This is a genomic window from Sphaerotilus mobilis (assembly GCF_004216565.1).
GTDB classification, from domain to species: domain Bacteria; phylum Pseudomonadota; class Gammaproteobacteria; order Burkholderiales; family Burkholderiaceae_C; genus Sphaerotilus; species Sphaerotilus mobilis.
On sequence record NZ_SGWV01000012.1, the window covers coordinates 129566 to 144091 of the forward strand.

Genomic DNA, 14526 nt, shown 5'->3' on the forward strand with positions numbered 1-14526 from the left:
ATTGGGTGGTGAGCGTTGAAAGTGGGGGAGGAGGCCCATGCAACCGGTCCCGGCTGGGGCCGGATCGGTGATTGCTGTCGATCAAGGTCACTTGTATTGTTCGGCTCATCGGACTTAAGAAGACTTACTTAAGACCTCCTTTTCGTTGCATCCAAACGCAAGGATCTACGTAGATGAGGTGTGCTTCTGAAGCGCCGCTACGCACGAGGGACGGTGGCCTGTCGAGCCTGGATCGACACCACCGCGCAGCAAGACACAAGAGTCAACGATCGAATCGAAGGGAACTGCCATGAACAAGATCCAAGAAACAGAGCCCGCCTCTGCCGCCCCCAGGCGGCAGCGCAGCGTGGCCTTGCCGGTCTGGACCCGGCGCGGTGCCTATGTGCTGGGGGCGCTGGGCGCCGCCTCACTGTCGGTGGCCGTGACGGCCCAGGTCGTCGTCGACGTCTGGGGTGACCCGGCGTCGACCGACGTGTCGGCCCTGGTCACACCCGATGTCGGGCCGTTGGCCAACGACGCGCTGCTGACGCTGGAGCACACCAATCACTCGTCTTACGAAGGCACGGCCAACGGCAGCAAGGCCGACGTGACCGTCGAGTCGTCGGTGCCGCTGACGGCCCAGACCAGCAACAAGATCCCGACCGGCGGCAAGCCCAGCCCGCTGTTCAAGGCGACCTCGTTCACCTTCCCGCTGCTGCAGTTCGAAGAGTTCGGACCGCAGAAGCTCGATCCGACCGTCGACACCAGCGGCTACAAGGGCTTCCCGGCCCCGACCCTGGGCCCGGCTCCGGCACAGCACCCGAGCAAGCTGACCCGCAGCGCGCCGTCGGCAGAGGCGCTCGAGTCCTTCCTGGGCCAGAAGGGCATCAAGCCCTACCCGACCGCGCAGTCCAACACGCTCGACCAGAACCCGTGGAACGCGGTCGCGACCGAGTTCATCGGCCGTGAGATTCAGGGTCCGGCCGAAGGTCGTCCGCCCGGTGAGGGCTGGGCGCACCAGCGCTGGAACGAGATGTACCCGCAGACCTACTTCCAGACGGTGCAGGGTACGTCTCGGGTGAACCTGGGTCTGCGCGACAAGATGCAGCTGCACGGCTATGCCAAGGGCGAGTTCGGCCCGGGCGGTCTGTACCACAGCACCGCTGGCAGCGCGGCCACGGCCGGCACGACCAAGGGCATCGACATCCGCTTCCACCCGGGTCTGCCGGCGCAGCAGGCGGCCTCGATCTGGACCTTCGACGGCACGATGCCGCCGAAGCTGCTGATGGTGCGTTATGGCGAGGGCGTGCTCATGCGCCACTACAACGCGCTGCCCGTCGATCCGGCCGCCAACAAGGGCTTCGGCCTGCACACCATCTCGACCCACCAGCACAACGGCCACAACCCGGCCGAGAGCGATGGTGTGGCCCAGGCCTTCTTCTTCCCGGGCCAGTTCTACGACTACCGCTGGCCGGTCCAGCTGGCCGGCTATGACACCGTCAACACCGGTGCGACCGACCCGCGCGCGGGCTACCCCTGCGTGCCTGGCGAGACCCTGTGGGTGAACGACGCGTCGCCGAGCAAGAAGTCCTGCCCGGCCGACGGCGTGATCCGCATCCGCGGCGACTGGCGCGAGACCGCCAGCACGCTCTGGTTCCACGATCACATGCTCGATTTCACCGCGCAGAACGTCTACAAGGGCAACGCGGCGATGATGAACATCTACAGCGCCATCGACCGTGGCAACGAGACGTTCAACTGCCACTACAAGGACCCGAACGCGGCCAAGCCCGGCGTGATCCCGAAGAACGTCAACCTGTGCCTGCCCAGCGGCAGCGCGATGTCCTGGGGCAACCGCGACTACGACATCAACCTCGTGATCGGCGACAAGGCCTGGGACAAGGACGGCCAGCTGTGGTTCAACGTGTTCAACAAGGATGGTTTCCTCGGTGACCGCATCCTGACGAACTTCGTCTACCACCCCTACCTGGACGTGCGCGCCCGCCGCTACCGCTTCCGCATCCTGAACGGCTCGGTGGCCCGCTACCTGTCGGTCGCGCTGGTCAAGGAATTCGCTGGCAAGGGCGGCACGATGGCCGGCACCGGTGGCAAGACCTACACGCCGATCCCGTTCCACATGATCGCCAACGACGGCAACATCATGGAGCACGCGGTGGCCTTCGACGGCAAGGCTGACCTGGATGCCAACGGCAACAAGGCCGAGCACCTGGGCACCCTGCCGCAGCAGGCGATCGGCGAGCGTTACGACATCGTGGTCGACTTCGCCAAGAACGGCGTCAAGCCCGGCGACAAGCTGTACTTCGTCAACCTGCAGGAACACACCGACCCGGTGAAGACCAACAAGCGTCTGCCGCTGGCCGATGTCCTGTCGGGCAAGTACAAGCCGGCCGTGGCGGTCGACGACGATGGCGACAAGGTCCTGGACCGTTGGACCAATGGCGACCCTGGCATCGGCAAGTTCATGGAACTGCGCGTCAAGCCCATGGCCGCTGGCCAGGTCGACACCAGCATGGACCCGGCGCTGTACGTCGAAGGCAAGCTGAAGATGGTGCCGCTGAAGTTCAACCGCGACAGCGCAACCGACCATGCCAAGCTGAAGGACTCGATCCACCGTTCCTTCAAGTTCGGCCACAGCGGTGGCACCGACGACCAGCCCTGGACGGTCAAGGTCGACGACGATTCGAGCTACACCGCCGACATGCGCCGGATCTCCGCAGCCCCCAAGCTGTCGGTCGACCCGACCGCGGGTGGTTCGGTGCAGGAAGAGGCGCCGTACGAGGTCTGGTATCTGGAACTCGGCGGTGGCTGGGATCACCCGGTGCACGTGCACTTCGAGGAAGGCATCATCCTGCGCCGCGACGGCAAGGCACCGCCGGCCTGGGAGAAGTACGCCCGCAAGGACATCTTCCGCATCGGCCCGGACAACCAGGCGGGCTCGACGGTCGAGGTGGCCTTCCAGTTCCGCGAGTTCGCCGGCACCTTCGTCGAGCACTGCCATTCGACCCAGCACGAGGACAACGCGATGCTGTTGCGCTGGGACCTTGAGCGCAAGGGCCAGACGATGGCGATGCCCACGCCGATGCCCACCTGGGACGGCGTGCACTACACCGGCTCGGCGGCGCTGACCACCTTCCGCTCTGGCGTGAGCAAGGGCACGACCTTCCAGTTCGGCCAGTGATGGCGAACCCGATCGGCGCCTGAGCCCGATCGACCCCCCGCAGCGGACGTCTCCCGGTGAGCGTCCGCTGCGTCACTTCTGACGCAACTTCCCTCGACGACAGCATGAACACCTGGATCCGGCGCTTCTCCTGGATGGGCGGCATCGCGCTGGCTGCCAGCGTGGTCACCTCGGTCGTGCTGACCCATGGCAACCCCGCGACCGCAGCCCCGGCGAAGGCGGCGGCCGCGCAGGCCGATGGCGACGACGGCGGTCTGGCCTGGGGTGCCAACTACTTCCCCAACACCGTGCTGACCGACCAGTACGGTCGCAAGCACCGCTTCTTCCAGGACCTGGTCAAGGACAAGGTGGTGGGCATCAACACCTTCTTCACCAGCTGCTCGGCGGCCTGCGGGCTGGAGACGGCGCGCATGCGCGAGGTCCAGATGCTGCTCGGCGACCGGGTCGGCAAGGACGTGTTCTTCTACTCGATCACGATCGATCCGCTGACCGACACGCCCGAGGAGATGAAGAAGTACGCCGACCGCTACAACGTCGGCCCGGGCTGGCTGTTCCTGACCGGCAACGTCAAGGAGATCGAGCAGCTGCGCCGCAAGCTGGGCCTGTTCGACGACAACGACCTGAACAACCCCAACCCGAACGATCACCGCCTGCACACGGTCATCGGCAACCAGAAGACCGGCCGCTGGATGCGCGGCTCGCCGTTCGAGAACCCGACGATCACCGCCACGCAGATCGGCACCTGGCTGCACAACTACAAGCTGCCATCGGCCAAGGAGACCCGCTTCGAGCTGGCCCCGCAGATCCTGCGCAACCCGTCGTCCGGCGAGAAGCTGTTCCGCACCCGCTGCTCGTCGTGCCACTCGGTCAACGCCGCCGACCGCTCGGCGGCAGCCCAGAAGGTCGGCCCCGACCTCGAAGGCATCGGCAAGCGCCGCCCGCGCGCCTGGCTCGAACGCTGGGTCAAGGAGCCAGACCGCATGCTGGCCGACAAGGACCCGATCGCCCTGGCCGTCTACAACCAGTACAACAAGATCGCCATGCCCAACCTGCGCCTGAGCAGCAAGGAAGTGGCCGAGGTGCTGGACTTCATCGACGAGGAAAGCGCCCTGCCGGCCGATGGCAAGCGCATCAAGCAGTAGGGTGACTGGTGCGAGTGGTGCGAGCCCGTGGCAACACGGGCGCGCATGACCCCTCCTCACGCCGCCCCAAGGGCCTCACGGCCCGTCGGAGCGTGGCCCGGCGCTTCTTTGAAGGACGAAAAAAAGCCCGAGTGAAGTTCACTCGGGCTTTTTGCGCTTAGGTGGTCCGTGGAGGACCTTGTGTTGGCCGGGGTCACTTGAACTTCCCTATGGGAACGGCGATTCGCCGGGCCGAGTTCCTGCAGAAGTTCCTGCATGGGCTCCGAGTGAGTCACACCCTGGGTGCCCTTGCGCCAATCCGTGTTGGTGGACCTTCGCCATCCCGCTGCGCCGCTCAGGTGTCCGACAAATGGCGGCAGTCTGCCTATCCTGCACTCACCTCCGAGCCCGGTCTCGACGTCGATTCCCCTGTCCGTCGCGGCAGACATTCGGAACAAGAGCGGAACAGAACCGGGACACATCCGGCACATAGGCGGACCGTATGCGGGAGCGCACTCTTGCCGGCATGCAAATTCACCGGGGGCAACGGGGGCACGGGGGCAGCCGTTGCAAGTCATTGATTTACAAAGGAAAGTTTGCCCCCGGTTTTTGCCCCCGGCTGATCGGGCAGCGGGGGCAAGTTCCGGGGGCAGGAAGTCATCACCACATGGCCAGAAGCCGGGCCAGCGCCTCGCCCCGGTTCTCCTTGGCCTTCGACCTTTCCGGCGCGACGCCGTCGCCGGGCATGTAGAGATTCATTGGTCGTCGACTGCCGGGCACTGAGCGCTCGCCGACTTTTCCCAGTTCACCGGCCTCATGCATGTTCTCTACCGTCCTGCGCAACAACCGGCAGTCCGCAGGTGATGCGCGGCTGATCCCTTCGAGGCGATCGGCCAGGTCGTGCCACGTGAAGGGTCCGCCTTCTGCAGCCATCTGCCGCGCAGCCTGCATCACGGTGCGCCTGAACTCCGACTGTGGCCTGCCGCGCTTGTTCGCCTTCTGCATGGTCATCAACGACAAAGCCCGCCGGGGTTGCCGGCGGGCGGGTTGTGCAAACGCCCGCACGAGGCGGGCGATGGGTGCGGAGTTCAACCGGTAAGGAGCCCCGGCGGTGATCCGCTCCGCTGCCTCTTCCGTGGCAGCCACGCGATCCCATGGAAAGAGCGTCGTAGCTCGGCGGGCAGGTCTATGGGCCGCTCTCTCGACCCGCCGCGTCCGATTAGGTCGCGCTGTGCTGGTAGACCTTCACCGCGGAGGTGTCGAGCAGGTTCCCGCCGGCCCGTGCGGTCGCCAGGAAGCCGACCTGGCCCGCACGCAAGAACGACGAGTCATCCATTCGGTGAAGCTCGACCTCTGCAACGTCGCGAACGACGTAGGAACTCAGGTTCCCGAACGCGATGGACTTGGCACTGGCGCCAGGCGAGGGCATGTCGTTATTGATGTAGACGGGGTATCCCAGCAAGTAGCCGTGATGCCGGCCCACATCTCGGGACCGGTCTTCATAGGTGGGCAGCCACAGGGGCCTGCCGTTGCTGTCCTTCAGCTTCCGGATCACCTTGCGCGTCGTCTGGTTGAACATCCAGCCGGGCGCCATCGCAGCGGGGTTGTCGGAACTGGCGTCGGGCATCTCCAGCGAGCCTTCGTCGACCGAGTCGACCAGGTCGACCAGGTCGTCGTAGGTGACCGTCAGCGTCTGGCCAGTGGTGCCAGTCTTGCCGACAGCCGCAGCGGTCACCAGGCCGGTAGGCTCAGTCGTGCCGTTGCCGGTGGTGAACTGCAGGTTCTGGACGCGGCCGATGCGGGCGCGCGCCCGGGCCATCACGTAGGACACGATGTCGAAGGCGGCGTCCTGCACCAGCTCGATGGGCACGGTGAACACCTTCGAGCCGACCTTGTGGGCATTGAGCGAACGGCCGAAGAAGGTCATGTCCAACGACGTCGACGAAGCGTTCTGCGCCAGGGCCTCGCCAACCTCTGCCGTGCCGTCCGTCCCGGGGTAGCTCAAGGCTGCCCCGTTCTCGGTGCTGATCGGCGTGGCGACCTGTCGCATCCAGCCGTAGCCCTTCATCGTGTCCACGAACTGCTGCGCGACAGCCGGCGCGACGAGATAGCCGCCTTCGCCGGGCGTGGTCGTGCTCATCGCCGCCCAGACGCGCGTCTTGTCGATCTGATCCATCGCGCCGGCAGACTTGCGCAGAAAGGTATCGAGGCCCGCATGCTGCGCGGCCGACAGTTTTGGGAATCGGGCTGCGTGAACAGCAGCGTACAGATAGTGCAAGTTATTCGACATATTGACTCCAGTGGACTCCGGTTGGACAGATTGAGCCGATGCAACAGTTTTGGTCGACGCGGCGGGCCTTGGTGCTTGGTGGGTAGACGAGGTTTGAACGGATGAACTCGGGGCCTTGCGGTAGGGTTTCCCACGCGGAGCCGTCGCCGCAGCCCATAGGTCATCAAGTGGATTCGTCATGGTTAAAGCGATGGCTTGGTTTGACGAGCTATTGAGGGCCGATATACGCCTTGATGTCCCGGACTCGATAGAAGAGGTGGGAACCTGAGTTGTCGTTGACCCGGCCCATGAGGCGCGAATAAGCGGTTTCATTGAATCTTGCTTCGACACCCGTAGCCTCGACCTGGCGGAACATCGCGGCCTCTTCTTCCACGATCGCATCCAGGGCGATCAGGGCGTCGAGGTATCGGCGCATCAGCGCCTTGTGGGCCGGCGACAGTTCCTTCACCACGCACGCGCGGTGCTCGCCTTCGACCTGCTGCGCGCGTGCGGTCTGTCGCTCGATCGCCTGCCTGAGCGAGCGTTCATGAACGCGCAGGGTTGCCAGCTCGTCGAGCAGGTCGCCGGAAAACACGGTCGGAACCTGCAGCTTTCCCGTCGCGGCGTAGTTCATGGCGTCATGAACGCTCGGCTCATTGGACGGCGCCGGCTGCTTCGACGCGAGGATCATTTCGATCTCGCTTTTCCGCGTTTGGATCTTGAAGAGCGCGTCGTTCAGTTCCGAGAGGCTCTGGCGGACCTCGATGAATGCTGGGTTGTCGGCGAGTTTCTGAAGCAGCGGCTTCGAAGCCATGGGTGGTCCTTTGCGGCAGTCGTTGATCGGCGCCTGGTGGCGCGACGGTTCAGACTGTGCTGGTGTCGATGGCTTGCCGGTACGCGGCTTTCAGACCTTGCTTGCGGACGCTCCCGCCAAGCGCGAGCATGGATCGGCGCCACTGCGCCACGTTGACGAAGCCTTGCGCCAGGGCCTGGTAGTACAGCCGTTCGACGCCTCCGGGGCTCAGGCCCTCCCGATTCAGGGTCAGGCTGACGTCGGTGAAGAGGTGCTCTCTACGGATCCCCCGGCCCGGGTGCTCGACCGCCAGGCGCCACACCTCTGAATGCACCTGCCGCACCAATGCGAGATGGCGTCTCACGCTGGCCAGCCGCGTACGCTTGGGCCATGGTCGACCGAAGGCATCGTCCCAGCTCGCCACATGCGCATCGGCAACCAGGTGATGCCGACGCACGAACTCTTGGGCAAGCCAGTCGGGAGGCGCGACGCGATGCAGAAGGCAGAGCTTCACACCCTGCATCACGGCCAGGCCGTCGGCCGCACCTTCGCACCGCAGACGCAGCGCCTCGACCTGGCGCAGCGCGCGTGCTTGCTGATCACCCGCGTCGTTCATGGCCTCAGTCGGCCTCGCCTTCGAAGATCGACGGCAGGATGTGGAAGACCCGCGAGTTCCCGATGCCAGGCAAGCGCGGCTTGCAGGTGTAGCGGTCGCGGTCGTGCTTGAGGTACCCAGCCTCCTTCAGTACCCGCGCGACGAAGTTCGCATCGAGGCCCTTGCAGACGTCTGCATTGAAGGTCTCTGGGAACACGAAGAACTCGACCAGGCCGGGGTCTGCGGTCTTCTGCCCGAGTGGCGCGCGTGCGTCGCTGTAGTCGGTCGCGCTGTCGAACTTGATGGGGTTGCCGTCCTCGTCGACGATGCGCTTGAAGCCGGCCCGAAGCGCGGTGTTCGGCTTGTGGTCGTCCATCGCCCGATGCCACCAGGTGAACAGCGCATCGCCGTTCTTTTCGAGGAACGCGCGCACCTGGCGCAGTGCCTCGGCTCGCTCGCTGTTGCCGAAGCCGGCCGGCCGCGCGAGCACCCAGGACAGGAAGCACTTCCGCACGCCGTCGGTGACGGCACCTTCAGGCCAGCCCGTGAGCCCGACCCGAGTTGCCAGCTCGCCAGCGGCGGCCACCAGGGCGAAGCGCCGGCCAGCTCGCTGGACCTGTCCGTCTGCGGTGTCGGGCACGAACGCTTGTGCGATGCGGTCGACATCGCTGCGCAGTTGCTGGTGGAACTCGCCGGCATGTTCGGTCAGCCATTCGAGCCAGGCCCGGCCCAGCGTGCCGTGCGTCGTCTCGCAGGCCTTGGCCAGGTGCAGCGCCAGGGCCGCGCCGCCCTCGTGGTCGTGCACGGTGTCGAACAGACCCAGGCCGGCGCCTGCGTCGGCGGGCATGTCGACCATCCGCAGTTCCTGGCCGGCGCGGATGCGCTTGCCGGCCTCTGCCATGTGCTGCGCAAGCGGGATCTCGCCGGCTGACAGCCACAGCAGACGCCAGCTCAGGCGCGGCCTGGCGCCCCCGTTGCGGCCAGCGCGCGCCTTGCCTTGCCCGTTGGCCAGCATGTAGGCGGACTCTCCGGCCACCTTCGCATCGATCTGGCCCAGCTCGTCGAGCACCAGCAGCACGTCCGAATGCTGCGCGGCTTGCGCCTCCAGGCCGTTGTCCGTTGCGCGCCAGCGCTGCAGGTAGTCGCGACCACCCCAGACGGACGCGGCCACACGCAAGGCCGTGGTCTTGCCGCAGCTCGAATCGCCGCGCAGGTGGAAGCCGCCGGACTCGGCACCCGAGAGCCAGGCCAGCACCGGCCCGGCCAGCGCCGCCGAAGCCGCGAATAGAAGCCGGCTGTTCCCGATGCAGTACCGGCCGATCCGATCCTGCCATTGCGCCAGGCTGCCGCGCCGCGTGAAGGTGTCCTCCATCGGCGCATCGCTGTGGAACATCAGGCGCTCGACAGGCGTGTCTTCGGCCTCGATGTCCGAAGCGGTCAGCGTCTCGCGTGGCAGGACGTAGGCCTTGCCCTGCCAGCCGACGCGATCGACCAGGCGCACGCGGTCGGCAGGCCGGCGGCTCTGCAGGTACTCGGTCAACCAGCGCCGCCGGTTGCCGTCGGTCGGCGCATGGAAGCCCATGTCCAGCAGCTCGCGCCGGTACTCGGCACCGTCGCCGGCCAGCATGGTCAAGGGCATGAGCCAGCGTCGGCCACGCCCGAAGGCGGTGTCGAACTCCAGCAGCAGCGCGCCGCCCTTGTCGTGCATGTCCCGCGCCAGGGCCAGGACATCGAGGCGGTCGCACACGCGGCGTGCGCCGCTGGTGGTGCCGTCGTCGCTGGCCGGGGGCGTGAACCACACGCCCGAGTCATCGCAGCGGAAGCGGTCGAAGCCGCTGGCATCGATGCCGGCCATGTCGCCTTCCTCGGGCGCACGCGATCGGCGAGCTTTGGAGCCCTTGCGAGGTGGAGTTGATGCCTGGGCATCACCCGCCGGGCGTTCGTCGACTGGCGGGCCGGGATCGTCGGTTGGTGCGGGATCCGCTTCAGCCGGACCGATCGAAGACGCCAGGCGCGCCGCCGCGATCGCGGCTTCGACCAGGTCGCGCACTGCGTCGGCGCCGGCATGCATGGCCAGGTCGTTGAAGTCGCTGCCGCCGTCGGGCAGTCCAACGGGGAACACGCTGGCGGTCGGCCCGGTGGCGGTCGCACCGGCGCGCACCGCTGCAGCGGCCTTGACCCGACCGGGGTTCGTGCCCGTGCGGGCTTCCGTGTCCTTGTCGTCGTCGCCACAGACCAGCAGCAGAGCGGCCGGGAACATGCCCCGAAACGCGACGGCGCAGGGCTTGAGGTTGCCAGCGTCGAAGCACACCGCGACAGGCTTGCCGGTCGACTCGTACAGGCTGGCGGCGGTCGCGTAGCCCTCCGCAAGCAACAGCACTGCAGGGGCTTTGCAGACGCCTGCATCGTCGGCTTGACCATCAGGCCACCCGATCAGGTGGAACAGGCCCGACTTCCGACCCGAAGGCAGGAAGCGCTTTTCGGGTTCGTTGGCCGTGCGCCTGGCGGCGATGCGCTGCAGGTTGTGCAGCTCGCCGGCCGCATCGCACAAGGGCACCAGCAGCGTCCCGTTCGGCATGAAGCGCACGCCGTGAGCCTGCACACCCTTGCGAGCCAGGTAGGGGCTTTCGCCCGTCTCGCTGGCCTCCGCCCATTCCTTCCGGGCGGTCCTGGCGGTGCGATCGGCTCGCTCTCGGTACTGCGCCTCCTCGACCTGGCGCTTGCGCTCCCGCTCCGCTGCAGCGGCAGCCAGCGCGGCGGGATCGGGCATGGGTGCATCGGCGTCCAGCTCGGGGAACCGGAAGCCGCGGTCCTTCGCCATGCCGAACAGCGTGCCGACCTTGACCGGCCCTCGCTTGCGGGCGCTCTTCCAGGTCGCTCGATCCTCGTTCGCGTCGGCTGTGCTGCGCCTGGCGGCCCATTCCAGCCACAGGTCGACGCCTGCATCCCCGATGCCATCGAACACCGCGAACGCCACGCGGGCGCGCTCATCGTGGCCGATGTCGGGCGGGATGAACGACAGGGCATCACGCACCAGGTCGGCGGTGATCTCGCGGGCGCCCTGGCGGCGCCCGGCTCTCATGTGCGCGCCTTTCGGGGAGCAGCCCCCAGCGCACTGGATAATGCGGCAGCTCGACCGGCGGCGCCGGCCTTGTTCATGTTGGACATATCAGGTTCCCTGAATCGGGTTGTGGGTCGTCGCGGCAGGCCGGTGCGTGGCCTGCCATTCGTCGAGCGCCTGCACGAGATGCAGCGCATCGGCCCGCAGGCCGATCAGGTCGGCCTGGCTCAGCGTCATCAGCTCAAGCGAGCCATCTGCAGCGAGGCCATGCAGTTCGCGGGTCAGCGGTCGCCAGAGGCGTAAGGTCTTCATCAGCGGGGTGTGGTTGCGCATCGCTCAGCCCCCTGCCGGTGACGTCGTAGCCGACGCCATCGCAGCCGCTGCGCGTGCCAGCAGATCAGCCAGATAGGCGCATTCATCGCCCGGCGTGCTGCTCTGGCTGTTCCGGAAGTCGGCAGCCTCTCGGGTCCACGCATTCGCCGCGAAGCTCAGTTCGCGCACCAGGTCCGATGGCGTGGCACTGGTGGAGCGGGACGCTGCTACGTTCGTCAGGGCGACCGAACTTCCGGATGCGGCTGCACGTGTCTCCCAGGTGCCTCCCTGGCCGGTCCATGCGCCATGCCTGACCAGCGTCTGCCAATAGTGGTCGCTGGGCTGGTGCGCGTACAGCTCAGGCGGCGTCTCAGCCAGCCAGCGGCGCACGATCTCTACGCCGACAGCGCGGGCCAACTCGCCGGCCTGGCAGTCGCCATGCTGGGCGGGGTTGGCCTGGCTGACGTGCCACAGGGCTGCCAGGTGGCTGTCCGTGAAGCTGCCCAGGCCGTCAGGGTTGATGTCGAAGGTCACACGGATCACGCTGCACCTCCTTCGATGCGGATGCAGTCCGACGCAAGCGCCGACGTCGACGCCGAACCATCTGCCGCCTTCAGTTCGATGAAGGCCTGGAGGCGGGCGCAGAAGCCGGCCAAGGACTGGCTACCGGTGCCCCGAACGGCTGACAACAGGTCGCCCCGGCGCAGCTGGCCTCGTGCCGCGGCCAGCAGGAGAGCCGAGGCTTGCAGTTCTCCTTCGACGTACCGGCCTGCGACCGACAAGAATGGCTCGATGGGCATGCATGCCGGCGACGTCACTGAGCACTTGGCAAGCGATCGGACAACCTGCGCGAACGGCACAGGTGCACGCCGGCACAGGCGCAGTCGAGGACCGCGAGAAGTTGGGATGGGCGCGCTCACGCTGCACCCCCATTGCTCAGCTCAAGGGCTTGCCGGTGCACAGTGGCTGCGGCGGCCCCGTGCGCCGCATTGGTCGTGGGTTGGGCGCTCATGTCGTACCCCGACGCGTCAGCCGGTCGGCAGCGATCACGCAGTAGGCCCGGGCGCGCAGTTCGGCGCGGCGCAGGGCGGCGCGGCCAGCCAGGCGGCGGGCCAGGCGAAGCGCGTAGGCGCGGGCGTACTCGTGGACCAGGGAAGGACGGGGGGAAGGTTGCGCAGGAACGCGCAGGATCGTGCGGCCCATTGCGGGCGCGGAGGTGTCAGCCATGATGGCTCCATATCGACAGGTGATGAACCTGCCGCACTCCCTGCCAAGAGAGGGCGGCAGACCGTGCAGGGTTGGCAGACCGGGATATGGAACCGGCACACCTTGCGGTGTCCCCACACGGCCCGCCATTGAAGGGGCCATGCGCGCAGCACCACGCCCGTAGGGACGTGAAAAAGCCGCGTCGGGCGCGGCTGCTGCGCCATATCTGCCGGGCTGCCAAGCCCGCATCCCCGTTGTCTGGGGACGTGCTGAGTGTGCACGGCTGCGGCCGGCGACGTCAAGCGATGCCGGGTTCACTGCTTCACCCCGGCCTTCATCACGTGTGACCAAGCAGCCCTGACGGTGCCAGGCGGAACGCCCAAACGGACGTCGAACTGTTCACAGGTCAGCGGCCGGCCATGTGTTCTCAGGTCATCGGCTGTCGACTTCAGCGCGGCGATCGATACGCCGCTCAAATCTGCCAGCCGCTGCCAGGTCGACCGCCAGGCGGCTTGCTCAGCCAGTCGCGCCACCTTGCGCCGGAACTTGTCCGAGCGGTGGCGGCGTGTGTCGCAGGCCTCGCAGACGGCCATGCCGAAGCCGGATTGAGTTGCGACGACACCGCCCAGGCGAACGGCGTCACGGTCGCACCCGCAGCACCTGAAGGACTGCGAGCTCCCCCATTGACCCAAGGCCTGCGATTGTTGCTCTTGGGTGAGCCGATCGACCTTGGCGGCTGTCATGCGGCCTTGCCCGCCGCTTCGGCAATGCGCGACTGAACCCACGCCTCGACCTGGCTGGCGGGCCACGCCGTGCAGCGTGACGTGATGCGAACCGGCTGCACGAACTTGCCGGCCTTCATCAGGTTGTAGATGGAGCTTTTCTTCAGGCCGGTGATGGCTTCGACCTGATCCAGGCGCAGCAGGGATTCACGCTGTACTTGGTGTTGCGGGGCGGTGGCTTCTTGCACGTCTTCGACTCCATAAGCGCCCGTAGTGGTCTTGCTGGGCGATGGGTCGAATTGAACGAGGGCATGCAAGCCGGGTCACTGTCATAGCAGCGCTATGACATGAGATTCTTCCGTTTTGCTTCCCTGTACCGACGGGCCACTGTTGATTCACTGACGCTGTGTTTCTGGGCAAGTTCTGCCACCCCGGCCTCAAACTTCAAGTTCGGATTACTGGCGAAATGCTTCGCTATGGATTCGGGCGTAAGCGCAGGCCCCTTTAACTTTCGACTAGATGCGGCTGCCTTGGCCTGCGCCAGTCGTTTAGGCTCGATCCAATAGACATAGTGCGCGGCGTTATGTGCAATGAACTCGAGCCATGCAGTGCGGAGGGAGGTTTTGTAGACCTCCCCATCTCGATGGTCGAACGGGTATTCGTCCTCGCAAAGTTCGGCAAGACGTTCAGCTTTGGCATACATATCAGCGGCAGCATCAATCCAGGGCCGGCATCCGGGTTGACTGGGGGCAACCTGTTCCGAGAGGAACTGATCCAACGGTTCAAGAAGGAAGCGGCGAATGTTCGGCGCCTGCCAGGCGCAGGGGCTTCCAGCCGCCTTTTCCTGTATCGCGGTGCAGATGGCTGCACAGATGTGTTCGACAAAGGACATGTCAAACAGGTCTCGCCAGATCGGGGAGGTTTGTGCAGTCTTTTCCAATCGCATGCCCCCATGCGTTCACCCCCGCCCAAAGGTGTCGCGCCATCCAGCGGGGGCGCTGGGAAGGCTGCGGGGATCAGTCGCAGCCCGGCGCGACCCCTTGATTTTGATCCATCCAGATACTCGACCTCGACCAGGTGCCAGGCCAGCGGCGGCAGGCCTCGACCTCGACCAGGTGCCAGGCCAGCGGCGGCAGGCCTCGACCTCGACCAGGTGCGCGAGCTGGTGCCGCGCGGCCGGCGGTGGCCGGGGCCTCGACCTCGACCAGGTGCGCGAGCTGGTGCCGCGCGGCCGGCGGTGGCCGGGGCCTCGACCTCGACCAGGTGCGA

Annotated in this window: 14 protein-coding genes; 2 read left to right on the forward strand and 12 right to left on the reverse strand. The window is 66.4% G+C overall.

Features of this window, described 5'->3' with window-relative positions; genetic code table 11:
- Window positions 1-289: 289 nt before the first annotated feature.
- Together EV685_RS18360 and EV685_RS18365 are read left to right on the forward strand one after the other, a co-directional pair.
- Window positions 290-3178 (forward strand): multicopper oxidase domain-containing protein, encoded by a 2889-nt coding sequence (locus tag EV685_RS18360; protein ID WP_130483512.1) that lies wholly within the window; start codon window positions 290-292, stop codon window positions 3176-3178.
- Window positions 3179-3282: 104 nt separating this feature from the next.
- Window positions 3283-4320, forward strand: coding sequence for an SCO family protein (locus EV685_RS18365; RefSeq protein ID WP_130483513.1), 1038 nt, complete (start codon window positions 3283-3285; stop codon window positions 4318-4320).
- Window positions 4321-4959: 639 nt separating this feature from the next.
- Here EV685_RS18365 and EV685_RS18370 read toward each other — a convergent pair.
- From EV685_RS18370 to EV685_RS18420, 12 genes are all read right to left on the reverse strand, one after another.
- Complete coding sequence (locus EV685_RS18370; RefSeq protein ID WP_130483514.1) at window positions 4960-5445, reverse strand: hypothetical protein; 486 nt, start codon at window positions 5443-5445, stop codon at window positions 4960-4962.
- A gap of 73 nt (window positions 5446-5518) precedes the next feature.
- Window positions 5519-6589, reverse strand: coding sequence for a phage major capsid protein (locus EV685_RS18375; RefSeq protein ID WP_165396860.1), 1071 nt, complete (start codon window positions 6587-6589; stop codon window positions 5519-5521).
- Between the two features lie 208 nt (window positions 6590-6797).
- The gene (locus EV685_RS20710) at window positions 6798-7382 is read right to left on the reverse strand and encodes a hypothetical protein (protein ID WP_165396861.1); all 585 of its coding nucleotides are present in this window, start codon (window positions 7380-7382) and stop codon (window positions 6798-6800) included.
- Between the two features lie 49 nt (window positions 7383-7431).
- The gene (locus EV685_RS18380; protein WP_130483516.1) at window positions 7432-7977 is read right to left on the reverse strand and encodes a hypothetical protein; all 546 of its coding nucleotides are present in this window, start codon (window positions 7975-7977) and stop codon (window positions 7432-7434) included.
- 4 nt (window positions 7978-7981) lie between these two features.
- Complete coding sequence (locus EV685_RS18385; protein WP_130483517.1) at window positions 7982-11038, reverse strand: DUF927 domain-containing protein; 3057 nt, start codon at window positions 11036-11038, stop codon at window positions 7982-7984.
- Window positions 11039-11125: 87 nt separating this feature from the next.
- A complete protein-coding gene (locus tag EV685_RS18390) occupies window positions 11126-11329 on the reverse strand; it encodes a hypothetical protein (protein ID WP_130483518.1) in 204 nt (67 codons plus the stop codon).
- 24 nt (window positions 11330-11353) lie between these two features.
- Entirely contained in the window at window positions 11354-11872 is a 519-nt protein-coding gene (locus EV685_RS18395; RefSeq protein WP_130483519.1) for a hypothetical protein, read from the reverse strand.
- Window positions 11869-12129: a hypothetical protein gene (locus EV685_RS18400; RefSeq protein WP_130483520.1), complete on the reverse strand. Its 261-nt coding sequence runs from the start codon at window positions 12127-12129 to the stop codon at window positions 11869-11871. Before EV685_RS18400 ends, EV685_RS18395 begins: the two co-directional genes overlap by 4 nt.
- A gap of 208 nt (window positions 12130-12337) precedes the next feature.
- Window positions 12338-12556, reverse strand: coding sequence for a hypothetical protein (locus tag EV685_RS18405; protein WP_130483521.1), 219 nt, complete (start codon window positions 12554-12556; stop codon window positions 12338-12340).
- A 293-nt stretch (window positions 12557-12849) separates the two neighbouring features.
- On the reverse strand, window positions 12850-13278 hold the full coding sequence (locus EV685_RS18410; RefSeq protein WP_130483522.1) for a hypothetical protein: 429 nt from the start codon (window positions 13276-13278) through the stop codon (window positions 12850-12852).
- Window positions 13275-13505, reverse strand: a complete 231-nt coding sequence (locus EV685_RS18415; protein ID WP_130483634.1) for a helix-turn-helix transcriptional regulator — start codon at window positions 13503-13505, stop codon at window positions 13275-13277. Before EV685_RS18415 ends, EV685_RS18410 begins: the two co-directional genes overlap by 4 nt.
- A gap of 92 nt (window positions 13506-13597) precedes the next feature.
- Complete coding sequence (locus tag EV685_RS18420; protein ID WP_130483523.1) at window positions 13598-14149, reverse strand: hypothetical protein; 552 nt, start codon at window positions 14147-14149, stop codon at window positions 13598-13600.
- Window positions 14150-14526: the final 377 nt, after the last annotated feature.